Here is a 23,720-nt window from a genome sequence, read left to right as displayed (position 1 = left end):
TTTAAAAATCAATGCACTTAGGAAACATCAATTGTTGGACCGAAAATTTGTTCAAAGGCGTGTTTGAGAGCAATATCAATATCATGCATTGTTACAGGGTAACCTAGATCAAGAAAGCTTGTTACACCGTGGTTTGTAATTCCACAAGGAACAATTCCTGAATAATGGGCTAAATTAGGATTAACATTGATAGAAACTCCATGAAAACTTATCCATTTGCGCACTCGAATGCCAATAGCTGCAATTTTATCTTCGGAAGAAAGATCATTTTGTTTTGATGGGCAATGAGACTGTTTAACCCAGACACCAACGCGATCTTCTCTGCGTTCGCCTTTAATATTAAAGTTTGCAAGCATCTGTATGATCCATTCTTCTAATGCACTAATGAAAGCACGAATGTCTTGTTTTCGGCGTTTAAGATCAAGCATGATATAAGCAATACGCTGTCCTGGACCGTGATATGTAAATTCACCTCCACGTCCTGCTTCATAAACAGGAAATAAATTAGGCGCCAAAAGATCTTTTTTATTTGCACTCGTCCCTGCTGTATAAAGGGAAGGGTGTTCAAGAAGCCAAACTTGTTCATGCGCGGTTTTTGCAAGAATTTTTTCTACACGTTCTTGCATATAACGCAGAGCTTCAGGATACTCAACTAGATGATTACTTATCTTCCATTCAACGGGTGGATTTCCTAGAATTGCATTAAAATGATGTGATAAGTGATTACGATCCGTATGTTTTAATTCAAATGTCATTGGTAATATTTATCTTGATGTTTGAGTTTGTATTGTAATCAGAAAAATAAAAAAAGAACAGGATTAAGAGATAGTTTATAAGAAGTGCAATGAATTTTATTAAAAAAATCGTTATGCTCATTTTACCATCTTCCTGTTGCACCGCCACCACCCGATGATCCACCACCACCTCTGAATCCTCCTCCCCCTGAATGTCCACCAAAGATTCTACCAGAACCTCTACCGCTCGCATTTAAGTTTAAAAACCAAGGTGTGAAGACAATACCCAGCCAAAGATACTTTCGTGGACCTATTTTTTTACCAAAAATCATAGCAAGAATGGGCAAACCAACGACTATAAAGAGAATGAGAAACGTGATTGTATTTATAATCATTTCTTCTTTTTCAGCTTGTTTGCGTTGTTCTTCAATAGCTTTAGCTTTTTGATTGATTCGAAAAGAAAAATCAGCATCACTTTGTGTGATCACTTTGATAATTGCGTGAACGGATTCGACAATTCCTTTTTGATAATTTCCTTCACGAAAATTAGGAATCATGAAGTTATTAATAATGACAGAGGAAATGGCATCTGTTAGTTCTCCTTCCAGACCGTAGCCTACCTCAATACGTGCTTTGCGTTCATTTGGTGCAATGACGATTAATATGCCGTTATTGATTTGTTTTTGACCTAATCTCCATGTACGAAAAAGAGAATTGCTGTATGTTTCTATATCATTGCCCGAAAGAGTAGGGAGCGTCACAAGAACGATTTGATCTCCTGTTTTCTCTTCGAGTGTAGCTAGCTTTTCCGTTAAATTTCTTTGTGTTGCATGATCAAGTAAATGAGCCATATCGTTGATATGGCCGGTTAAGGGAGGAAACTTAGTGTGTGCGTAAGTGACATTCCCCAATGCAATGATCAAATATAGAATACTCAAAGGAACCCATAAACGTAGAAAAGTACGACGTTGTATAGAGTGTTGAAATATTTTCATTAATTAAAATTAACCTTTGGTGTTTGTTGGCTATCAGTATCGATGGTAAAAGTAGGCATAGGTTTAGCATCACGAAACCATAGCTTTGCCCAAATCATCGTCGGCATTGTTTTGAGTGCAGTATTGTAGGCACGTACTGTTTCAATATAATCGCGGCGTGCAACGGAAATTCGGTTTTCTGTTCCTTCTAATTGTGATTGAAGAGCAAGAAAGTTCTGGTTTGCTTTAAGATCCGGATAGTTTTCGACAACAGCCATAAGCCGCGAAAGTGCACTTGATAAATTTGCTTGATTTTTGAGATATTGCTGCATAACTTCTGGATTATTCAACATATCTGCATTAATGTTGACTTGCGTTGCTTTTGCACGTGCTTCAATTACATTTGTGAAAACGCTTTGTTCATGAGCTGCGTAAGCTTTAACTGTTTCTACAAGATTGGGGATGAGATCTGTACGACGTTGATATTGATTGAGCACTTCACTCCATGCTGCATGCGCTTTTTCTTCATTTGTTGGTATCGTATTAAATCCGCATCCACTTAAAAATGGCACTAACCATGCCAAAAAAATCACGATTGGAAATTGTTTTAATATTTTAAACATTGAAGAAGTTTGTACGTTTAACATAAAGATGCCTCCACAGATATTTTATGTAATATATAGGGTTTATCTTTTTGGTGGAAAGTATTTTAAATTTTATAACAGGTATATTTATCAATAAACCGACATCTCTATGCATTTTAGGCACGCTTAAGTGATTTGTTGATATTAAAATAATAATGGTAATATAGAGATCATCTTATAAAAGATCAATGATATTCATATCAATTATTATTACAGAAAATTATATATTTTTGTAGTATTTTTTGTGTTTCACAACGTGCAGATAACAATTGAAAAAGGGAAAAATTTAAGCATCAATCTTATGGAAAGATAGAAGGTAGGGCAGTTCTTATTTTCCCTCCTTTAGAAGTTATGCTTAATACATCGGATAAAAAAGGGTTTTTAATTATGTATGGTAGTAATTGTGAAAGAGGGGAAAATCCTGTGATAGAAAGTGTTCAACGGCAAAGTGAAAAGTTTGATGGATTGGCTAATGATTATGATCGTTATCGTCCTCGCTATCCTCTCACTTTATTTAAAACCATGCTCCATCCTTTTAAGAACAAAAAGCATTTGTCCATTGTGGATGTGGGGGCTGGGACAGGTATCGCATTAGAGGGAATTGTTAAATTTTTAGGAAATGAGCACCAATATCATGCTATCGATGTATCGGCAGATATGATTAAGAAGGGGCGAAGAAAATTTCCTACGGTGCAGTGGTATCAGGGCCGTGCCGAAGACCTATTGCCTCAAATTGGTGAGGTCGATTTTGTCATTGCAGCGCAAGCGTTTCAGTGGATGGATCGTCCTAAGTTGCTTTGTTCTGTTTCAGATCAACTTCGAGTCAATGGTGTCATGGCTGTTATTCAAAATAATCGTGATTTCAAGCATAGTGAATTTCTAGAGGCTTATGAGACATTGTTAGAGAAAATGAGTCCGAACTATTCTCGGTATTATCGTAATTTTGATTTTTTACAGGAAATGAGTGATGGCTTTGGGGTAGATCCAGAAAAGATTTTTTTCCATACGCACAATTGGATGATGATGATCCCATCTGAAGCTTTTATTGGAATGAGCCGCTCTTCAACGCAAGCGCAACGCGCTATTGCTTGCTATGGGGAAGAATATTTGCGGCAATTGGTTGCATTGATAAAGAAATATGAAGTGCAAGGTAATTTGGAGCTTTTGTATCGAAGTGAGCTCTATATGTATGCAGGATAATCCGATATCGATGATTACTTTTGCTCTTTTAGCACATCAGAGTAGGCGGTATTCAGGAGATTAACGCATTATTAAGGCAGATTTTGAGGAGGGAGAGTTTTTTCTTCTTCAGCATTCAAATTGACATCTTATTACATCTTACATCTTATTTTTATTTTAAATAACGGGTTAGCTCGAGCCTTGTGTGGTTTTATTGAAGATGTGCTTTTCAGGTTTCAATATGGCGCTTTAAATACAATTTTAGAAGTGGCAAAGAAGTGGTAAATAAGCTTAGTTTCTTCTATGTTGTGATGTGTAAATAAGTTTTTTAATTTTCTATAGAGTTTAATTTTTGCAATCATGATAGATTGTGGCAGCTATCTATCTAAGATTTTTATAAGTTTAGTAGGAATAGCTTAATGATATATCCATATGATAAATTCATTGAGTCCTCCCTTTACGCTTCATACACAAGAATAAGCCTGCACCATCACACACTTTATCATCTCCCAATGTTGCGACAGCCTTTGAGACGGTTCATAAGAGGAGTTTTTAGTTCTTTTTTGTACAGTCTTATCCATACGCCAATCTCGCTTATGACGTGCAAGCGAATGGTTTTGACTGATTCAACGTACACGGATTTAGAATGGGAGAATCTTAAGATGTTCGGCTTTCTCATTCAATATGAATAATGCTAGATTATGATTATAAATTAATGCGTTATCTATTTTTGAAATCCATGACCTTGGTTGTGCTTGTCAATATTTCATTTTCATGTATCGTCAACTATTCTACTTTTGGATAATGGCTCCATTGTAAGGAATGCCTTTAAGAAAGCATTCTTGTTTTAAAGAGTCGTTATAGTTTTTTTGTTTTATAGGAGGATCAATAATGCTAAACATTATACTTTGATTAAAAAAGAAAGTAAATTATGACTATTATACTAAAACCGAGCGAGGTGACGCTTAGTGAACTTGAAGCTATTTATTTTAATGGTGAAGTGAGTAAACTTCATAATGACACGCATTTAGCTATCGAGAAAGGGGCTCAGCGCATTGCTGAAATTGCTGCTGGAAGTGAGCCTGTGTACGGTATTAATACTGGTTTTGGGAAGTTGGCTTCTATTAAAATTGATGTGGACGATGTCGCTGTTTTACAGAGAAATCTTATTTTGTCCCATTGTTGTGGGGTAGGAGAGCCTTTAGCTGAAAATATTGTGCGTTTGATAATGAGCTTAAAGCTTATCTCTTTAGGAAGAGGGGCTTCAGGAGTTCGTCTAGAATTGGTAAATTTGCTGGAAAATATGCTTGCAAAGGGTGTCATTCCTATCATTCCTGAAAAAGGGTCTGTTGGTGCTTCAGGTGATCTAGCTCCACTTGCTCACATGGCGGCTGTTATGATGGGAGAAGGAGAAGCATTTTTTCAAAATATTCGTATGAGTGGAGCGGTTGCATTAGAGAAAGCGGGATTGTCCCCTATTATTTTAGAGGCAAAGGAAGGTCTAGCTCTTATTAATGGGACGCAAACATCAACAGCTCTTGCACTTGCCGGTCTTTTTCGAGCTTATCGGGCATTGTGTGGTGGATTGCTGGCAGGAGCTTTGACGACAGATGCCATTATGGGATCAACGGCGCCATTTCATCCTGATATCCATATTTTACGAGGACATCATGGGCAGATTGCTGTATCGAAAACATTAGAAAAGCTTGTAGAGGATTCAGAAATTCGTGCAGCACATTTACGTGGTGATGAGCGTGTACAAGATCCTTATTGTATACGTTGCCAGCCACAGGTCATGGGGGCATGTTTTGATATTTTGCTAGCAGCAGCAAAAACACTGATTATTGAAGCAAATGCTGTTACAGATAATCCATTGATTTTAAGGAATGGTGAAGTTGTATCAGGTGGGAATTTTCATGCTGAGCCTGTAGCGTTTGCTGCTGATCAGATTGCTCTTGCTTTATGTGAAATAGGATCTATTTCTCAACGGCGTATTGCTTTGATGGTTGATCCAGCAGTTTCTTATGGACTTCCAGCTTTTTTAGCGTATAATGCAGGTCTTAATTCAGGTTTTATGATTGCTGAAGTAACAGCAGCAGCTTTAATGTCTGAAAATAAGCAAATGGCTCATCCTGCTTCCGTTGATTCAACACCAACTTCAGCTAATCAAGAAGATCATGTTTCAATGGCTTGCCATGGAGCTCGTCGGTTATTGGTAATGAGCGAAAATCTTTTTACACTTATTGGCATTGAAACGCTTGTTGCAGCACAGGGAATTGAATATCGTGCACCTTTAAAAACAAGTGCTTTTTTGCAATCTGTTATGGAATGTTTACGCAGAAATGTTGCTTCTCTTAAGGAAGATCGCTATCTGGCTCCAGATCTTCATCAAGCACATATACTTGTGCGTGAAGGGCACTTATTATCTATTTTACCAGAAACAATTTTTCCTTCACTAGAACCCAAATAATATTTATTTTTGAGTTCAAAAGAGAAGGAGAGACCTAATTATGAGATTTCTTTATACAAAAATTGGAGAGATGATGAATATATCTTTATAATAATTAATAAATATTTTTCCATTTATTGGCTGTTATGTATTGTGTTTATTCACAATTATCTCTTTAATACGCTTATCTTTTGATATAAACTAATTTAGATAAGTTTATGAATGAGTGTATTATATTTATTATTACTTACTAAAATTAATATTTCTATTGAGTATTTCTCTTTTTAAAAGATAGTTTATAATTTTTGTACTTTTAAATCACGAGAAAGGGAAAATAAATGTCTAAAAATCGTCTATTATGTATTTTAATGGCAATCATTGTTTGTTTTTCGCAAATTGTGGAGGCTCACGCGAATTTTTGGAGAGGAAGATCTCAACAGGGTGGTTTTATTGCTATATGGGTACAGGAGAAAGATATTTTTGTTCAGGTAACAAGAGGAGCTATCATGAATGTTTCAGATCAAAGAAGTGGAAATAATAGTCGCTCTCTTGTTGGACCAAAGGTTGAAAAGATGATATTTGCCGCAGTTGCTCTTTTGCTTGGAAAGCTTGTATTTAAAGCGGCTGGAGTTTTTAAAAGATGGGCTGGGGCTAAAATTTCTCACGCCTTTGAGGAATGGCGAGATTCACTTTATCATTGATTAAGCTATATCAATTGGTTTTAAAAATGAGTGCACGTGGTGTTGAATGCAATTTATGATGATGTGACAAACTAAAAAGTATAGAAGGTTTATACGGTATTAATAGAAAGTTTAACGCATGTTTCTCTTGAATATGATGATATCAATTTAAGGTTTTTATTTATAGCCTTGAAAAACACATATGATGAATGGAAGCTTATGCCTCTCATGTAAAACAGTGTTGTTTTTTGCGTGCACGGGTTTGTTTTAAGAAAATATTTCCTCAATACTTAAGCTTACATGTCAGGGTTGCATCCGTGACTGGTATAATCTAAAAACTCTCGTGAAAAGTATAAGATTAATAGTGCATCATTATTTTTTATGTTACGAAGATACGAGTTGATACTATCAGATAATCTATTTTCCGAGTTGCAACAGCTTTTTGTACTTGAGACAGTTTATTAAAAGGCATTTTTATTTCTTTCTTTATGTGTTTTTTATTCACACGTCAATCTCGCTTAGAATGTGTAAACGAAAAGTTTTGATTGCTTTAATATGAACAGATTTGGAAAAGAGAAAATCTTATGATATTGAGGAGCCAATTCAATATATAAAACAATAAATTATCCTTATGAATAAAAATGTTTACATTATCTTGCATTCAATCCCACATTTTCTGCAGAAAAATAGAAAATATAAAAATGATTTAAATGACAATTATAAAAAATTTTATTATCACGTAATTTCAATAAAATGATACAAAACTTAGGCTATAAAAAGCTGAATCATTCGCAATAAAAGTATTTTTCATTGCCTAGGATAGAGCACCTGGAAGGCTATTGTTTAATGCTTTTAAAGTATATCTTCGAAAGAGAAACATGAGGCTTTATTTATCATAAAGCTGTTATTGTGGTGTGGATTTTCGTCAACATTTCAATAAAGAAGGAAAGTAATGGCACGAAATGAACTGAAACGAGGTATGAGTAAGCGCCAAGTTATTTTTTTAGCTCTTGGCTCTGCTATTGGAACAGGTCTTTTTTATGGGTCTGCACAGGCAATTAAGCTTGCGGGTCCAAGTGTTTTGATTGCCTATTGTATTGCTGGTTTAGCTATTTTTATGGTTATGCGGGCTTTAGGAGAGATGATTATTCATAATCCATTGCCTGGTTCTTTTGCACGTTATGCAGCAAATTACATATCGCCATTAGCAGGTTTTTTAACGGGATGGACATATGTATTTGAAATGATTCTTGTTGGTTTGGCTGATATTACAGCTTTTGCGACTTATATGGGTTTTTGGTATCCTGATGTTGCTCCTTGGGTATGGGCATTTAGTATTACGTTAATTATCACGGGTATTAATTTAGCTGCCGTAGAAGTATATGGTGAACTAGAGTTTTGGCTGTCTTCTATTAAAGTTATTGCTATCATTGCAATGATTATTTTAGGAATAGTAATTATTTTTTGTGGTTGGGGTGAAAGTGCAGTTTCTTCTACTGTTACTGTTCATAATTTATGGAAGAATGGTGGTATTTTTCCTAATGGTTGGTTTGGTTTTTTAGCTTGCTTTAGTGTTGTTGTCTTTGCTTTTGGTGGTATAGAAATCATTGGGATGGCAGTCATGGAAGTTCAAAACCCTCATCAAACAATTTCAAAGGCGATTAATTCTACTCCAGTTCGTATTTTGCTTTTTTATATCATGACGTTAGCTATTTTAATGTCACTTTATCCTTGGAATGAGATTGGTCTTATGGACAGCCCTTTTGTATCCATTTTTGAAAATCTTGGGATTTCATATGCGGCAAATATCTTAAATATTGTTGTTGTTACAGCGGCTATTTCTGCAATGAATAGTGGAATGTATGGTGCTTGTCGCATGATACATGGTTTATCGCAGGAAGGTTATGCTTTAAAGAAGTTTCAATATTTATCAAAAAATGGTATACCAATTTTTGTTATTTTGATGATCTTCGGTATTTTTCTTCTTGGTGCTGTCCTTAATTATTTTTACCATGAAAAGCTTTTTTTTCTTATTGCTGCAATGGCAACATTCGCGACAGTTTTTGTGTGGATGATGATTCTACTTTCACAAGTTTTTATGCGAATTAAGATGCCTAAAGAAGCACAGAATAGTTTAAAATTTCCAATTCCATTTTGGCCAATAGGATCGATTTTTTCTATTTTATTTATGGTTTTTATTTTTATTCTCTTATGGTATTTTGATGAGACACGACCAGTTTTAATTATAGGTTTTAGTTGGATTGCTTGGCTTGTTATTTGTTTTTATGCACTTAAACTTTATAATTTTAAGCAAAAGAAACTGCAATAAAATGTGAATAGAGATTAAACTCAAAACAAATAGCTGATGTTATCAGGAGAAGAGTTGTTTGATTGTTATTCTCTAAAGATTAGTATAATCTAGATTGAAGAAAATCTGCTCGTTATTATTTTACTTTGGGAGTTTTTGTGAGCCATTGCTTATGGTAATGACCAAATCATATAAATATTAGGCGTTTTTTGATGGTGAGCTCTGCAATCAATATAAGTCTTTCATGTTAAAATGCCTAACAACGCAAATGGATTTTACTAGAGACAAGATTATAGGCAGATATCTTTTTTCAAACGCATTAATGGATTTCTGTTTTACAAGATAAGTTATTGTAAGAATTATTTTTATTGTTTTATAAGCTCTTTAAAAAATTGGTTGTTTAAATTTTGTTGTTTAAGGAACTACTATTGCTTTTAGAAGCGAAGATAAAGTTCTTGATGTATTCTCTTGAAAAAAAGGGTTGGAGTCTTCTGTGTCCTTTAAAAGGATATTTTGGTTGTTATGGGGTAAAGGGGAGAAGTTTTTTATTTCTATTATTTTTTTCTCAAAGAGGATTGGCGTTGGTAGAAAATAGTGGATAATAAAGTCATTGGAGGCATTGTATCATTGTGTTTGCAAAAACTTCAATAAAGAGCAGCAAGGTATCACAATAAAATTTCATAGAAGAGTAAATTAAGAAGAGTAAATTAAAGAGAACAATGAACGTGTGATAGTTTTACGATTCTTGTTGTTATTGCGAGCAAAAGAGCAAGGATCAAACTTATTTTTTATAAAATTGATACGGGAGTAATTTTTATCACAAGTGGAGAAGGACAAAATGCACTCCGCAACTGTATTGTGGTGCAAAATTATTCAATATTATTATAAAAGGTGCTCAAGAACACTACGATCAGCAAAAAAATCATCGGAAAGTGGCTTTTTACACGAGAAATCTTCCAATAGCTCTGAAACGCATATCACAACGATTTCCTCTATCCTTGAGGCAACGGGCAAAATTGATACGGATTTACACGGAGATGCTATGATTATTGTTTCTCATCTGATTTCCGGTCAAGATATCAATGTAATGGGAGAAAGTGTGACGATTGTTGGCATGATAGACCATCATAGCAGCCATTTACAGACGCATGCAACAGGTTTTGATGTGGGTTCAGGCAAAAATTTTGTTTCGATATACGGGAGCGAAACAAAGACAAAAAATAAAGAGAGTTTTGAACATCAAGGCTCTTCTCTCAATGTTAACTGTAATATCAACATTACGCTCAAGAAAAAAGATGTGAGCGTAGTAGACTCTGATCTTGCAGGGGAGGGTATTAACCTTTCGGCAGCGCATGATGTCAATGTGTTTGTGGGTCACAATAATCATAGTTCGAGTACACAGGAAGAGCGCACAGGCTTTGGCTTTCAGTTTGAAAAGAGCAACGGTGCTTCTATTGGTGTTTGGGGTTACGAGTGTGAAAGACAATGGCGATCAATAGGAAAATACCTCCGTTCAATCCTATTTCAAAGTGCGCGGAGATGTGCGGATTACTGCTGATCATGATGTAAACATGAAAGCCGACAAATGTTTCGGCAGAGTGTGATGTCAACGTCGATGCTGGCAATAATATCACGCTTTCGGAAAACTATGATATCTCTAAGACACAAGAGATGCCTGAAAAGTCCTTTGCTGGTGTGACAGGATCTGTCAATGTGGGCATTCTTGGTACCATAAAAGATACAAGAGATGTAGCAAAACGTTTTGCTCATGGGGATGTGAAACACAAAATCGGCAATGGTTTGATTGGCGGACTAAATGGCAATAGAGCAGCGATTGTTCGTGCACATAGCTCCAGGTGCCATAACAGTAGGTAAAGGATTGCGTGACTTTAAAAAGCGTGGCATTCACAATATAGCAAAGAAAACAGATATCTATCTTTTTGGAACAGCTGATAAGGCTCTACCGATAGCGAATCCATTATATGTCGTAAATGATGGCGAAAAAGATCATGTCTACCTACAAAATCATTTACTTAACCCCATTGGTATAGGATTTGGTCACAATCCACCTACTTTTTATAAGGTACCCTCGGAGTTCCCTTATGTATTATTTCCACCAGCAATTCCCATGCGAAAGGAGGGGAGAGCGCTAGGCGGGCTATGATCCTAGAATTGTTATAGTCATGCGCCTTATACGTGTGCAAGGTAGTATGGAACGCTTCATATTATGCCAATTTATTCGATTTTAGATAATTTAGGTTTAGGTTATTTATGGAGAAAAAAATGAAACAAAACTTAAAATTATTAAGTGGTCTCATTCTGTTAAAGGTCGCTGGATATAACATCTACAAGCCCCACTAGGAGTTTTGAGTGCTTGGGAGAAGCTTGGAGCAGACTTTACTGAGGTAGGAAAAGCACTGTTAGAATGTGGCATGCCAACCTCGTATGATGTCTTTCCAGAAAATAAAAAGTTAAGCCTCAATGCAGAGGCTTCCATTGATTCTTGCATGATCCAAGCAAAATTCCACTACAAATGGGGAGGACTATATTGGTGTTATACTTAATAAAGATGAAAACCTCCCCATTTGTCGTCCTAGTGCTGTTATCCCGCAACGAAGTGTCAAGAAGCGTTTGAACAGCTCGTTTTGTAAAAAATATAAAACCGCACCTGAATGTCAGCCTTAATTTTTGCTGGTGATGATCAACAATCACTACCTTCATGTTTCTCATGCCTGTGCGGGGGGGGGGACTTAATTCACCATTTCAATGCTATTTATTTATGGGTACTACAACTGTAGGCGCAATAATATAAAAATATCTATTTTTGTTGTAATCAAAATATTGATAATAATTATAGGTATGCTGTTGATAGAATATGATTTTAGTAATAATTTTACCGTATTTTTGATATAACAATAATGGTATAATCTTCGGAAAGGTAAAAATAATAAAGGTTGATAATATCCATCATTGTTTTGGAAATAAAAAAACAGCATGTAAAATAATTTATAGATTGTTTCGTAATATCAAAATTACTCAAGGATAGGAAAATGAAGCATATTTTAAAATTATTAAGCGGGATAACTTTATTTGTTATGGCTGGATGTTACGAAGAGCAGCCTTCTCGAACAGCCGTAGATGCATGGGAAAAGCCCGGCGCAGATCAGCTTGAGATCAAAAAAGCTCTGTTGGAATGCGGAGTGCAGCATTTTGATGGTCGTCTTGATACAGAAACAAGTATGGATGAGAAATTCAATGCTGAGGAGGCAGAGAATGCATGTATGATCCAAGCAGGTTTCCGAGATAAATTGGGAAGGGTGAAGTGGTGTGAGAAATATGAACATCTTCCAATTTGTCAGCCTGATGCAGTTATTCCTCAGCGAAGTGTAGAGAGGCGTTTGAATAGTCCTCATTGTAAAGAGCATAAAGAACAACCTGAATGTCAACCTTAGGTGTTGATGTTTCTGTAATCAATAATTCTCGTGTTCTTTTTCTCGCATGGGGGGGCGAGGTTGCTTTTTTAATGTACTAGCCATATTGCATGCGAAAAAATACTAGCAAGCTTTTCAGCCTTTCTATCGTAAATATTGAAGGAGGGGAAATGAAAAATATTGAAATTATTGAGTGTTATAATTTTATTAAGCGCTGCTGGATGTGTTAGCAAATCTCCCCCAATCGATCTTGGCATTATGAGAAAAGTCCAATGTCAATAAATCTACGATCTCACAAGCACTGTTCAAATGTGGCAGGCAGCCGATCTACGCTTTTCCTGAAAATATGGATTTGTGTGCAAGTGAGTTTGCAGCAATTTATGAATGCATGACTAAAGAAGGTTATCGATACAAATCGTAACATTCAAAGAGAATTTATTTTTTATCAGTATCACAAAGTGATTCATTTTTAGCCAATTTAATGGTAGTAAGGTATCAGCAGGCTATAGATAATGATATTTTTGGTGTAACCAATTAGACGAAAAAGATGTTACGTCTTGATGAATAATAAAAAACGCTAGTAAATAAAAAAAGCTTTGCACAAGTGATTATCAACAGTAGAATATTCATTTTAAAGCAATAATTGAATGAAAATATTAAACGGAAGAAGAGAGAAATACGGCTCTTTTGTCTCCAATATAATTATATTCAGCAGCTACGAGATTAGCAATAGTGTTGTTGTCAGATGATGATAGCGGAGGATAGTGAGTTGTTGTTTAGAGAAATTTATTCAATATAAAGAATGGTAAATAATAGCTTTTCTAAAATATCTTCTTTAACGATAATAAACAGATAGCTTTCATAAAACTGATTTTGATGAAATTTTATTTTGGTGTTTTTTAATTTCAAGATGGTGAGTGTTTTACTGTATTTTAGATTTTATCAAAAGATCTAAAGTATTATACAAGTAATTTTGATATAAAGATCTTTTCATTTTATGATATTTTTTTGAGATAATATATTTATAAAGTATTACATTTATTTATTCAAATTTTTTATTAGATATCTAGCATTTTTAATACAGAAACTGTGTACATTAGCTTATACATTAGTGTGCGATTTTTTATTTTTTTGTTGTAGTTGAAGAAATGATGCTGTTATAGCTTTCATATACTATATCTCATTATGTCGTGTTTTTATTAAAACGTTTTGATTGTTTAGATCTTAAAAATTATTCTCATTTTGTTATATTTTTATTTTTCGGTGGTGAGATAAATTGAATATTATATCTCTTAAAAATTTGCATTTTTTCGCGTTTTTTTGAGATTAGTTTTTTTGCATTTCGTATTGCAGTTCTCAGTGGTTCTTGGGATGTACTCTTTAAAAAGATTGTCATCCTAAATGGTATTTTTAAACTTTTTGTTCTTTCTTTACATAAAATACAAAACATATTATGAAACGCTATAATTTATCAGAAAAAATAAAATAATTTTGTTTGTTTTATTCTTATTGTGCTTAATTCGTGGTTTTATTTTTTGCCAGCATTTTTTGTTTTGTTGAAAAAAAGAAAGTTTTGAAAAACAATGATAACCAAGGTATCTAACAATCACTTGTATTTGTGTGTTTTTACAGCAGCTATTTTTTCTTTTTTATTAAATATAAATATTGAGGCGCATTCTCATGCATTTGTATCACTGTTATGTGACGAAAACAAATTGCCTTATAAATGCAGTGATGGTGTAAAGCATACAATTAGTGATAAAGTATATAAGTTCACGGTACCTGTTAAAGAAAAGAATGGGGAGGGTAGTTCTCTCATGTTGCCTGCTGCTATAGTAGTGCAGGAGCCAAATACAGTTATTCAGGCAATGCGTGTAGAGGTTGAAGCTACTGCGGGTATAGAAGATATTTATGGTGTTTCTGTATCACAAGGGGGAAGAATTGTTTTGAGTGATTCAGCTTTTAAAAATGTGTCAATAGGTCTTAAAGCTGATAGTGGAATGATTGAGGTTAATCGTGGAACAATTGAGGCTTCTCAGATTGCAGCTTATGCAGAGAAGCGAGGAGCATCTGTTACGTTAACGAATACAAAAATTAAAGTGGAAGGTTTGGGTATCGGTCAAGAGAGTGCTCTTTTCGTTAGGGCTGATGCGGGTATTCAGATGAAAAGCGGATTTATTGATGTGAATGATGCTGCTGCGCTTTATGTGGGGAGAGGGGGGAGTGCGACTTTAGATGGTGTTACCATTACTTCAAAATATCAAAAAACAGAAGACAATGAAAATACAAATAAAAAGATTGCACATACAGTTTTCAATGTAAAACATCAGGGCTCTGTTTATTTAAAAAATACTAATATTATTTCTACGGATGTTCATGTTTTAACAGTTGGACAAGATTCTAATACACTGTCCAATAATGGCAGGGAAGGAAATATTTTAATTTCGCGGGTTAATATTGAAGATTCAACAATTAAAGCAATAGGTAACAAACATGGTATGTATTTTGAGAGGGATGGGGAAAATAATGCGTATGAACAGGGGTTTGTCTTTTTGAAAAGGACGATTTTTGAGGTTCCAGATGGGACAGCTGTTCATAGTAATAACAGTCGTAGTTATATTGGAGTAACAGAAGGTACAAAAATTTTTGGTGACTTATTATTAACAGTTGAAAAGGGGGGGGCTGTAGCGATTTTGGCTGATTCTTCTTCATTGATAGGAGGGACTCGTGTTGCCGATAATTCTATTGCTGAGCTTTATTTGACAGGGGGATCAAAATGGTTTTTGACAAAAAGAAGAGAGATAGATTCGCAAGTTGCAAACCGCACAAATTCATTTATTTCATTTGTAAAAATTTCTGATAGTTTTATTGCTTTTGAGACTCCAATGTTTCAGGAGTATCAGACACTTCATATTGGGAAGGGAGAAAAAGAAGTTTATAGTGCGCAAGATAGGGCAGATATTTATCTCAATACACATTTCAGTAGTGAGGGTTTGCTCGATAATAAAAAGACTGATCGGCTTTTGATACATGGCGATGTTTCTGGAAAAACGACAGTTTATGTGCAATTTGTTGCAGGAAATCAGGGGGAGATAGCAACCGGTGAAAATGCTCATAGTATTTCACTTATTCAGGTTTCTGGAAAAGCGGCAGAAGATTCTTTTCAGTTAAATCGTGCTTATATTGCATTAGAGGGGTTGCCTTATCAATATTATCTTCATGCTTATGGTCCAAATTCTACGCTTGGAAATGCACAAATTTCTCAAAGATTGGTTGAAGGAAATGGAGATTTTTGGGATTTTCGCCTTGAAAGTAAGTATATTCAGCCTTCTTTGGGAGTGTCTGTTATCCCTCATTCTGAGTTAAAGGTCAGAGAGGTTGTTCCACAAGTTCCAACCTATCTTTTGTTACCAAATGCTTTGTTTCATATTGGACTCATGGATATCAGTAATCAACAAAAGGAATTGCAAGTTACGCAGTCTATTCCTCGCAAATTATTAAAAGTTGAAGGGAATTTTGCTTTATCTGTCCACGGTTATGGTGGGAGTTATCGTTATGTCTCAGATCTTTCTACACTTAAATATGGGTACGATGGTAATGTTGATTATAACGCTATAAAAACAGACATTTTGCTCAAAACAATAGAGAGCGCATATAGTATGACATCTTTTGGGATTATGGGAACCTATGGAAAGCTTTCCTTACAACCTCGTAACGTGGAACAAAGCCAAAAGAGTACGTTTAATAAATGGTCATTTACGACATACGGTAGTGTGAAACACAACACTGGTTTTTATGTAGATGGTCTTTTATCTTATGGTTTGTTTAAAGGGGATGTGCTTACCCATGCTTGGGGTAAAACGGCGACATTAAAAGCAAATCCTTTGAACGTTTCGTTTTCTGCTGGTAAAGTGTTTATGACAGGATATGAAGATCTTATTTTTGATCCGCAACTCCAGCTTATTTATCAACATCTTCAATTTGATAAGTTTCGTGATATTGATGGATTTGATGTTGAGATGAAAAAAATAGGTCAATGGTTGGTGCGTATTGGGGGGCGTTTAAATAAAACATTTTCAGCATCTGAAAAGGATCGTACCATTTGTTTTTATGGTAATATTCATCTTTCTAATCGTTTTGGTAAAAAACAATTTGTTCATTTTAAAGATGTTTTCCAGTTGGGTTCTTTTGGTTCTTCTTTAGAAACAGGTTTGGGTATTAATGCGCAGTTTTCTTCTAAAGTTACACTTCACAGTGATCTTAGCTATCAGCATAGGTTAACCAAGGCTGGTTTTTCTGGAGTTCATTTTTCTGGTGGTTTGCGCTATCATTTTTAATAAATCGTTTTAAAAATAATAAATGTGATTTTTAAAGTTTTGTTTTATTGTCGGGATTAAAATCATTGATGGTGCAGAATTTTAGTCACTTCTTTTAATAATGGCATCATGTGTTTTAATAAGTATAAAAGGATCACGTTGATTTGTTTTTTATCTGGTTGATAGGGGTGCTTAAATGCTTCAAAAAAATTTACAATGAGACTGTAAATCTATTTGTGTTATTTGGGCTATAAATATTGGAGATGTATTCGTCATCAGCTTCTTAAAATATTATTATTATTATCCTATCATGCTGTAAAGTACTGTCATTTGAGGTAGCTGATATCAATCATGAAAGGCAGGGAGATATTGGTTGCTGATTAAGAGCTTTTGCTGTTAAGCAGAGGAGGGGATATGTAAAATATAGAGCTCTATCGTTTCGTGGATGATGCACATTTTTCTGCTTTAAAATTTTGTAAAAAGCGTTTTTGAAGCTGTTTGTATCAATCGCATTATTGTAGGTGGATAATGAGAAAAGTGGTAAAGCGTGAATACTTTTAAAATCAAATGCAACATCTTTAGTTCTTATAAGGATAAATCCTTAAAAAAAATGTTCTAATGACTGTATTGAATATATGAACAAGATCATGTCTTATTTGTGAAATAGATATGAAATATAACTTTTAAATTAGAGTGGAGGCGGTAAGATCTTTCTTTTCTTCTTTGAGATATGGGGAGAAGAAATTGGTCGTATCAAAAAAGTCGTTTATAAGTTTTCATTATTGTTTCAAATATAGAAATATTGAAGAGCTTTTATTAAAATGGGGTGTAAAAGTAGGTCATATCTTCCTCAATTCTTGGTTTTTGAAATATGCATCTTTAATGGGAAAATGTTTGCAAAGTTTTAGGCAATCGCATTCGCATTGTGACTTCATTTGTATCGATAAGATTTATATCAAAGTTGAGCGTCAGTAGAAATATCTTTATCGGACTATTGATAAACATGGTGTTTCCATATGATGCTTAAGGTGTCATCGAGCCATTTGTGGTAATTGCGTGCTTCTTCGTTTGAGTCATGAACAGAGAAAATAAAACCAGGATATCCACCGAATGCTGGTGGAGGTGGTGAAATATGATCGGTTTCAAAGAAAATGATAGTTCTAGCAGTTAGTGGATGCTGTGCAACCTTATCTAGACCTGAAAATCCGGAAAACCTTCCATGACCACGAAGAGGAATAATGTAATTTGCCGCCACTTTTTCAGCTGGGAGTATATCGGGAAGGTCTAAGTTTTGTTCAGCTAAAGCGGCATTCATACATAGTTTTGCAAATGAAATCCCTGTACCTTGCTCCACAATAAAATGGGAAACACCTGACCCACCTATACGAGCGCCGATCTCAATTACATAAGGTAAGTTATTAGCATCTAAGCGTAGCTCTACATGGGCAGCTCCCATGTTTATACCAAGAGCTTTAACTCCAGAGCATGCAGCCTCACATAAAGCAATAATTAAAGGATCATCTATATCACGGCGTTGACGATAAATTGTTTCTTCGAACCATGGTCCTTCAGGCTGTCCCTTGTCTCCAATAGCTAGAACATGCACACCTGCTGCATCGACAAAGCATTCCACAACAAACTCTTTTCCTGGTAAATACTGTTCTACTACTAAACCTAAAGATTTATTGTTATCGTTGAAACGTGCCATATCTTTATGCTGAACATTCCATACCGCTTTGATGAGATCAGGAAATTCTTCAGAATTTTTAGCTAACATTACGCCTATACTACCGGCTCCAGAAACGGGTTTAATGACTAGCGGCCAGCCTAAAGTATGAGCTTGTGATAGATCTTCTGGATTATCTATATAAAAAAATCTTGGTGTTCTCAGCCCTGCTTTAGCAAAAGCTTGACGCATTAGATATTTGTTTCGGGTTAATGCCGCTACTTCTGGCTCAATACTGGGAGTATTGATTTTTTTTGCAGCTAAAGCTGTCCATAGGATGGCTTTTTCGAAAAGGGTCATAACTCCACCAATATTGCGTTCTTTCACTCCGGCTGCAAAAGCGTCTAGGGCTAACTCTGGATTATCAAAAACAGGAAGTTGCCAAGTTGAGGTTACTGCCGCTGGTAGCTGAATAGGTGCACTTTCAGCAATATCATAAATCATTATTAATTCGATGTTAGCTGCTTTTGCAGCTTCAAATATAAAGGGTATTTTTGTATTACGCTGACATACTAACGCCAGTTTTTTCATTTTATTTTTTCCTTATAATTTAGAATTTTTGGAACGGTGTTTTAGTTGCTATCCAGATACTTTTGACGCGTCTATAAATTAAGAGTATTATCCCTATAACAACTACAATCATAGCAATTATTTTGAGAGCACTTAGAGAAGTGCTCGAACCGATTATCCGTTCACATGCTACGACTGCAAAAGGAGCTAATACGCCGATAGTATTGGTGTATAATACGTCTCTTTCGGCTAAAACTTTTTGGTACAATACGTAACCTAGTGATGATAAAAAAGCTCCTAAAATCAATATCCTAAGTATGTCTTCTAACTTAAGATATAAGAGTGGGGCAGGATCAAAAATAAATAATGGCATAAATGATGCTGCAGAAATTGTCGTGATCCAAGCCAGTGAGGTGAGCAAAGGTAGATTTTCAAGATAACGTTTAGACAATAAGCCATAAGCAGAGTAAGAAAGTGCTGCTGTTAAGGCAAGAGCTATTCCTATTAGGCTGTAATATCCACCCTCTGCACTGTTTATATTAAATGCTATAGCTGCTACACTGACAATTATCATACCGATAAGTTTTAACCATGAGAACGTAAGGCTATTCGTCAGTGCACCCAATATGTAGGTAATACCTGGAATAGTAGCGAGAGCCATAGTTAAATCACTGGCTTTGAGCGATTTTAATGCACCAAAGCTGCATACAAAATATAACGAGAATCCTAACACTGATAGAATTAAAAAAGAAGGTATCATGGAAAGCAATGGTAGGGATCTGAAAACAGCTTTCTCACGAAATACTGCAATCAGCCATAAGGTGGCAGCGGTGGCAAACAACCTAAGTCCAACCGCATGCATGACGGGTATATTGCTAACCAAATTCTTAGATAATAACCAACTTATGGAAAACAATGCTAGAATGGCAAAAGTAAATAATAGTAACCGTCCTTTTATAAAACTCAATGATTTAATCCCCTAATCACTCTCTGTGCATAATATGATGTTGAAAAATTAAATCGTGACTGTGAAGTTTGCGGCTTACCAAGATTATTTTGGATATAATCCTTAGCTCCTGCCAAATAAGCGTCATCATCTAATGTTTCAAGTGCTTCTATATCTGCTATCATCAATATTATTACTTTTTCAAGACGCTCCAAATCAAATTGAAGATAACCTTGATTTGTTTCAATCAATGCTTTGTTCCGCGTTAACATTTCAAAAAGCAAGATCCCTGTACCAGCATCGAATGTCATATGCTGATCAGAATCTTTTGGATAACGGAATATGCGTTCTAATAGGATAAATTCAGTTATTTCTTTCCAAAATTTTGGATGATTTTGTAGCATAATACGCACTGTAATTAAATCAACTTTAGTTTCTTCTAGAAGACCTGTGAACCAATTTAATTTTATATACAGATTTTTATCTAATGGCCGCGGTCCAGTATGATGTGCATAGTCATGGTAATAGCCCCACAAACAGCGAGCATCGTAAATGTCTTCTTTAGATAAGTTACGACTATGCAATTGACCGAACAGAAATTTACTATCTCGACCGAGTAAACGTTCAGCTTCCACAATTGTTTGCTTGTTGTAAATATCAAAGAATTTACTGAAAAAAAACAAAGCAAATGCTTGCTTATCAATTTTCTTAGCAGTCGCTACAGATTCTGGGAATAGAACAATGCAATTGCCTTCTAAAAAACCTCTTGACGCTATTCCCATTTTTATACATTGAAATGGTGATACATAATTATTTGTATATTTTGAGGCGTCAGCAAGATAGTCCGTTTCATGACGATATCCTGTAACTAATTCCAGCCGGAATCCTTCTGGATCAGGTCCATTTGTTGCACGCATTGGAGCCAAGAAAAACAAGGGAGCATCTGGTAATGGGGCTTTGAAAGCAGCCAAAGTGTTATCAAATTTAGGAGGGGTCGTTAAACCGCTGATCATCCACTGATGAAGATCATCAGAAATGGTCGCTAAAAGTTTTGGAGATAATCCGTCAAGAATATTGGCATGGTGGTTCAGCAGAGTAATCAATTCATTGATCATATTACTATCTACCGAAGTTGGTTCCTTAATGCTCCCATCTCGTTCTTGGCGCATACGGAATTTGTCAACCAAGTTAACAATGGAAAGAAGCGCTTCAGATTTTTTCATGATTAGTTGACTTTAGTGAGTGGAGCAAAAAGGCCATTGGCACTTGTCCAAAATTTTCGACAATACTCAGCCTATAGCGATTTGCCGCAACCGATGTTGTGATACAAGAATCGGCTTTTTCAGCCTTACAAAGAACGGCTGCATCAGCATTGCTGTTGGCAAATACTTTGTCATATTGATGAGCTACCAGAGATTGCGGGGCAGGATGAGTCGCTACGGTTTTAATTTCATCAATGTTATTGCGTTTAGCTAAAACCATAGAGTGAGTAGGCATGATAAAGCTGTCAAATAATTGCATATTACTTAAACGGGTAAATATGAGTGTATGCAAATCAGGGTAAGCAGCACAGCTTAAGAGATATCCATCCTTTTTCTGAGCAAGTTCATTAAAGGCTCTTTTAAGAGTTGCGTATAAGATAATACGTGATTCTAAATCAGCGGAAGAAATATTTTGATTGTGATTGTCAAGCCACTATTGTGCTGCAGCTGTGCAGTTAGTATCTGCAAGGACAAGTGTATAGATAAAAGTATTATTTTCAGATTGTATGACTTATATACTTTTTAAGTATAAGAATATATTTAATATAGTGCAATATGTGAAGTATATCAATAAAAATAAGTTAAATAATTTAGTGATTTACAAAATATATGTATATATGAAAGAAAATTGTGATATAATTTAGCCTTATCATTATCCTATTATGCCATAAAACATCGTCGTTTAGGATAGTAATTGAGCAGGAAAAATTCTATGCAGGGTATTTATTGGATATGTTAGAGAATTATTGGAATGGTTAAGCGAAGGTGAATGACACGTAAACCGTACTGCTCTATCATTTTTTTGATGATGAACTTTTTTGTTTTAATATTTTGCAAAAATTGTTTTTGAAGCTGTCCGTATCGATAACATTATTGTAGGTGGATAATAAGCAAAATGGTAAATCATGATTACCTTCACCATCAAATTCAGTATATTCAGCTTTTTAATTAAGATAATATTTTAAAAATTATTCTATAGTCATGACTGTATTGAATATATGAAAAGATATTATCATTGTCTTGTTTGTAAAAGAAACATGAAATATAACTCTTAAATCAGATTGGGATTGGCAAGGTCTTTTTCCTTCTTTGAGGCATGGGAAGGTCGGATTAAATTTTATTAAAGTATATAAAACATTCGTTTTCTTGAAAAGATCAGAGGTAAACAAATATGCGTGAGATTTTGGATCATTTTGATATGCCATTGAATAAGAATAAAAAGAGTTCTGTTCAAAAGATTCAAAATCTTTCATGTCAGCCGCACCCAAAACGATTTTATAGACAAGTGAAGATTGCTTGTGAGGAAGGGAGTTTTACTATCTTATTAGATGAACGTCCCGTTAAAACGCCTGCAAGGCGTCGTTTTCATGTGCCAACAGAAGTGTTTGCTGAATACGTTGCTCAAGAATTTGAGAGCCAAAAGCACGTTGTTGATCCTGTAAAAATGCCGATGACGCGTTTGGTTAATACTGTTATTGATGGTATTGCTGATGATATGCAGGTTGTTTTTGAAGATTTATTGCGTTTCGTTGCGTGTGATATGATCTTTTATCGTGCACAGACACCTAAAGAGCTGGTGCAAAAACAATCTGAACAATGGGATCCTTTATTAGATTGGGCAGAAAAAAAACTGGGTTCAAGGTTTTATTTGACAGAAGGGCTGATGCATGTGGAACAATCACCAGAAGCACTTCAAGCTGTGAGTTATTATTTACGTAGCGTTGAGTCTCCTTATATGCTTGCTGCACTTCATATGATGACAACCTTAACGGGATCTGCTCTCATTGCTCTTGCTGTTGCTGCGGGAAATATTGATGCTGATCATGCTTGGTCTATTGCTCATTTAGATGAAGATTGGATGATGGAACAATGGGGAATAGATAAAGAAACAATGGTGCGTCGTGCTCATAAAAAAGTTGAATTTAAGGCTGCGGCTACAATTGTTACAACTTGCTTATAGGGGTAAATCTTTTATTTACGTGCATTCTTTTCGCTCAGAGTATTTTTGTGACTTTTTGAGGATTGATTTTTACTTTTTCAAGTCCAGGAAATAGTTCATTGGTTATGTTTAAGAGCGTTTCGTCATTACCGCGGATAAAATACCATTGGTTATCGTGAAGTAGGGCAATAATTTCAGTGTGAATAGAGCACTTTTTTCCAGCATTTGTTGTGGTTACAAGTTCCACGGGTATAACAAAATAAGGGGTGCCATTATCAAGTGTACCTTCACGTTTTTGTTTTTGGTCAATGTTGATCGTTTCAATCTTGTAACTTTCTGCCAACCGTTCTATTTGGCTTTTCATGATTTGTCGAAATTGTGATTGACTAAGATTTTTTTTGGCGGTTAAACGGTTGATGATTTGGGGAGGAATAGCATTTAAGATGGCATTTGCATCGGCATTTTTAAGTGCTTTACTATAAGCGGATGTCGCTTTTTCAAGGGCAGTGAGTTTTTGATTGGTTATTGTATATGCTTGAGTTGTTGATGTGATAAAGACAATGCATAAAAGAAGGGGAACGAGAAAACAAATTCGCGGCATTAGAAACCTTGTTAATTCATT

16 protein-coding genes and 2 pseudogenes are annotated in these 23,720 nt (G+C 35.2%); 10 read left to right on the top strand and 8 right to left on the bottom strand.

Annotated elements, in window-relative coordinates; translation table 11 throughout:
* Nucleotides 1–17 precede the first annotated feature (17 nt).
* The 3 genes from lipB to ACFIKQ_RS06105 form a co-directional block, all read right to left on the bottom strand.
* Nucleotides 18–755, bottom strand: coding sequence for a lipoyl(octanoyl) transferase LipB (gene lipB / locus ACFIKQ_RS06115; RefSeq protein ID WP_375635860.1), 738 nt, complete (start codon nt 753–755; stop codon nt 18–20).
* Between the two features lie 122 nt (nt 756–877).
* Nucleotides 878–1,729: a TPM domain-containing protein gene (locus ACFIKQ_RS06110; RefSeq protein WP_375656135.1), complete on the bottom strand. Its 852-nt coding sequence runs from the start codon at nt 1,727–1,729 to the stop codon at nt 878–880.
* The gene (locus tag ACFIKQ_RS06105) at nt 1,729–2,355 is read right to left on the bottom strand and encodes a LemA family protein (RefSeq protein ID WP_375656134.1); all 627 of its coding nucleotides are present in this window, start codon (nt 2,353–2,355) and stop codon (nt 1,729–1,731) included. Before ACFIKQ_RS06105 ends, ACFIKQ_RS06110 begins: the two co-directional genes overlap by 1 nt.
* 384 nt (nt 2,356–2,739) lie before the next feature.
* On the opposite strand from ACFIKQ_RS06105, the gene ACFIKQ_RS06100 reads away from it, so the two are divergent.
* The 9 genes and pseudogenes from ACFIKQ_RS06100 (at nt 2,740) to ACFIKQ_RS06060 (ending at nt 16,736) form a co-directional block, all read left to right on the top strand.
* Nucleotides 2,740–3,552 (top strand): class I SAM-dependent methyltransferase, encoded by an 813-nt coding sequence (locus tag ACFIKQ_RS06100; RefSeq protein ID WP_375656133.1) that lies wholly within the window; start codon nt 2,740–2,742, stop codon nt 3,550–3,552.
* A 910-nt stretch (nt 3,553–4,462) separates the two neighbouring features.
* Nucleotides 4,463–6,001 (top strand): histidine ammonia-lyase, encoded by a 1,539-nt coding sequence (gene hutH / locus ACFIKQ_RS06095; RefSeq protein WP_375656132.1) that lies wholly within the window; start codon nt 4,463–4,465, stop codon nt 5,999–6,001.
* 317 nt (nt 6,002–6,318) lie between these two features.
* Nucleotides 6,319–6,681, top strand: a complete 363-nt coding sequence (locus ACFIKQ_RS06090) for a hypothetical protein (RefSeq protein WP_375635864.1) — start codon at nt 6,319–6,321, stop codon at nt 6,679–6,681.
* A gap of 931 nt (nt 6,682–7,612) precedes the next feature.
* On the top strand, nt 7,613–8,989 hold the full coding sequence (locus tag ACFIKQ_RS06085) for an amino acid permease (RefSeq protein ID WP_375635865.1): 1,377 nt from the start codon (nt 7,613–7,615) through the stop codon (nt 8,987–8,989).
* Between the two features lie 854 nt (nt 8,990–9,843).
* A pseudogene (locus ACFIKQ_RS06080) lies at nt 9,844–10,789 on the top strand (hemagglutinin repeat-containing protein); the annotation flags it as partial.
* Between the two features lie 19 nt (nt 10,790–10,808).
* Nucleotides 10,809–11,132: a hypothetical protein gene (locus ACFIKQ_RS06075; protein ID WP_375635866.1), complete on the top strand. Its 324-nt coding sequence runs from the start codon at nt 10,809–10,811 to the stop codon at nt 11,130–11,132.
* A gap of 119 nt (nt 11,133–11,251) precedes the next feature.
* Nucleotides 11,252–11,653 (top strand): annotated as a pseudogene (locus ACFIKQ_RS06070) (hypothetical protein).
* Nucleotides 11,654–12,018: 365 nt separating this feature from the next.
* Nucleotides 12,019–12,420, top strand: a complete 402-nt coding sequence (locus ACFIKQ_RS06065; RefSeq protein ID WP_015856534.1) for a hypothetical protein — start codon at nt 12,019–12,021, stop codon at nt 12,418–12,420.
* Nucleotides 12,421–13,982: 1,562 nt separating this feature from the next.
* Nucleotides 13,983–16,736 (top strand): autotransporter outer membrane beta-barrel domain-containing protein, encoded by a 2,754-nt coding sequence (locus ACFIKQ_RS06060; protein WP_375635867.1) that lies wholly within the window; start codon nt 13,983–13,985, stop codon nt 16,734–16,736.
* Between the two features lie 970 nt (nt 16,737–17,706).
* On the opposite strand, the gene ACFIKQ_RS06055 is transcribed toward ACFIKQ_RS06060, so the two are convergent.
* Genes ACFIKQ_RS06055 through ACFIKQ_RS06040 form a run of 4 tightly spaced genes read right to left on the bottom strand, consistent with a single transcriptional unit; the run spans nt 17,707 to nt 21,418 of the window.
* Nucleotides 17,707–18,972, bottom strand: a complete 1,266-nt coding sequence (locus ACFIKQ_RS06055) for an acetyl-CoA carboxylase biotin carboxylase subunit family protein (RefSeq protein ID WP_375635868.1) — start codon at nt 18,970–18,972, stop codon at nt 17,707–17,709.
* 19 nt (nt 18,973–18,991) lie between these two features.
* Nucleotides 18,992–19,918, bottom strand: coding sequence for a DMT family transporter (locus ACFIKQ_RS06050; protein WP_375635869.1), 927 nt, complete (start codon nt 19,916–19,918; stop codon nt 18,992–18,994).
* Nucleotides 19,915–21,120 (bottom strand): DUF6421 family protein, encoded by a 1,206-nt coding sequence (locus ACFIKQ_RS06045; protein WP_375635870.1) that lies wholly within the window; start codon nt 21,118–21,120, stop codon nt 19,915–19,917. The genes ACFIKQ_RS06050 and ACFIKQ_RS06045 overlap by 4 nt, the downstream gene beginning before the upstream one ends.
* On the bottom strand, nt 21,107–21,418 hold the full coding sequence (locus tag ACFIKQ_RS06040) for a prephenate dehydratase domain-containing protein (RefSeq protein ID WP_375635871.1): 312 nt from the start codon (nt 21,416–21,418) through the stop codon (nt 21,107–21,109). Before ACFIKQ_RS06040 ends, ACFIKQ_RS06045 begins: the two co-directional genes overlap by 14 nt.
* A 912-nt stretch (nt 21,419–22,330) precedes the next feature.
* Here ACFIKQ_RS06040 and ACFIKQ_RS06035 point away from each other — a divergent pair.
* Entirely contained in the window at nt 22,331–23,119 is a 789-nt protein-coding gene (locus tag ACFIKQ_RS06035) for an ATP12 family chaperone protein (RefSeq protein WP_375635872.1), read from the top strand.
* Between the two features lie 34 nt (nt 23,120–23,153).
* Here the strand turns inward: ACFIKQ_RS06035 and ACFIKQ_RS06030 are convergent, their stop codons facing one another.
* Entirely contained in the window at nt 23,154–23,699 is a 546-nt protein-coding gene (locus ACFIKQ_RS06030) for a hypothetical protein (protein ID WP_375635873.1), read from the bottom strand.
* Nucleotides 23,700–23,720: the final 21 nt, after the last annotated feature.

This window comes from Bartonella sp. MR63HLJHH, from assembly GCF_042194155.1.
GTDB classification, from domain to species: domain Bacteria; phylum Pseudomonadota; class Alphaproteobacteria; order Rhizobiales; family Rhizobiaceae; genus Bartonella; species Bartonella grahamii.
The sequence above is the reverse complement of the archived record's forward strand: the minus strand, read 5'-3'. Positions and strand labels throughout refer to the sequence as shown.

Excerpts from the sequence above, each read along its gene's own strand:
- lipB (WP_375635860.1), bottom strand. The coding sequence starts at position 755 with ATGACATTTGAATTAAAACATACGGATCGTAATCACTTATCACATCAT.
- ACFIKQ_RS06110 (WP_375656135.1), bottom strand. The coding sequence starts at position 1,729 with ATGAAAATATTTCAACACTCTATACAACGTCGTACTTTTCTACGTTTA.
- ACFIKQ_RS06105 (WP_375656134.1), bottom strand. The coding sequence starts at position 2,355 with ATGTTAAACGTACAAACTTCTTCAATGTTTAAAATATTAAAACAATTT.
- ACFIKQ_RS06100 (WP_375656133.1), top strand. The coding sequence starts at position 2,740 with ATGTATGGTAGTAATTGTGAAAGAGGGGAAAATCCTGTGATAGAAAGT.
- hutH (WP_375656132.1), top strand. The coding sequence starts at position 4,463 with ATGACTATTATACTAAAACCGAGCGAGGTGACGCTTAGTGAACTTGAA.
- ACFIKQ_RS06090 (WP_375635864.1), top strand. The coding sequence starts at position 6,319 with ATGTCTAAAAATCGTCTATTATGTATTTTAATGGCAATCATTGTTTGT.
- ACFIKQ_RS06085 (WP_375635865.1), top strand. The coding sequence starts at position 7,613 with ATGGCACGAAATGAACTGAAACGAGGTATGAGTAAGCGCCAAGTTATT.
- ACFIKQ_RS06065 (WP_015856534.1), top strand. The coding sequence starts at position 12,019 with ATGAAGCATATTTTAAAATTATTAAGCGGGATAACTTTATTTGTTATG.
- ACFIKQ_RS06060 (WP_375635867.1), top strand. The coding sequence starts at position 13,983 with ATGATAACCAAGGTATCTAACAATCACTTGTATTTGTGTGTTTTTACA.
- ACFIKQ_RS06055 (WP_375635868.1), bottom strand. The coding sequence starts at position 18,972 with ATGAAAAAACTGGCGTTAGTATGTCAGCGTAATACAAAAATACCCTTT.
- ACFIKQ_RS06045 (WP_375635870.1), bottom strand. The coding sequence starts at position 21,120 with ATGAAAAAATCTGAAGCGCTTCTTTCCATTGTTAACTTGGTTGACAAA.
- ACFIKQ_RS06040 (WP_375635871.1), bottom strand. The coding sequence starts at position 21,418 with ATGCAATTATTTGACAGCTTTATCATGCCTACTCACTCTATGGTTTTA.
- ACFIKQ_RS06035 (WP_375635872.1), top strand. The coding sequence starts at position 22,331 with ATGCGTGAGATTTTGGATCATTTTGATATGCCATTGAATAAGAATAAA.
- ACFIKQ_RS06030 (WP_375635873.1), bottom strand. The coding sequence starts at position 23,699 with ATGCCGCGAATTTGTTTTCTCGTTCCCCTTCTTTTATGCATTGTCTTT.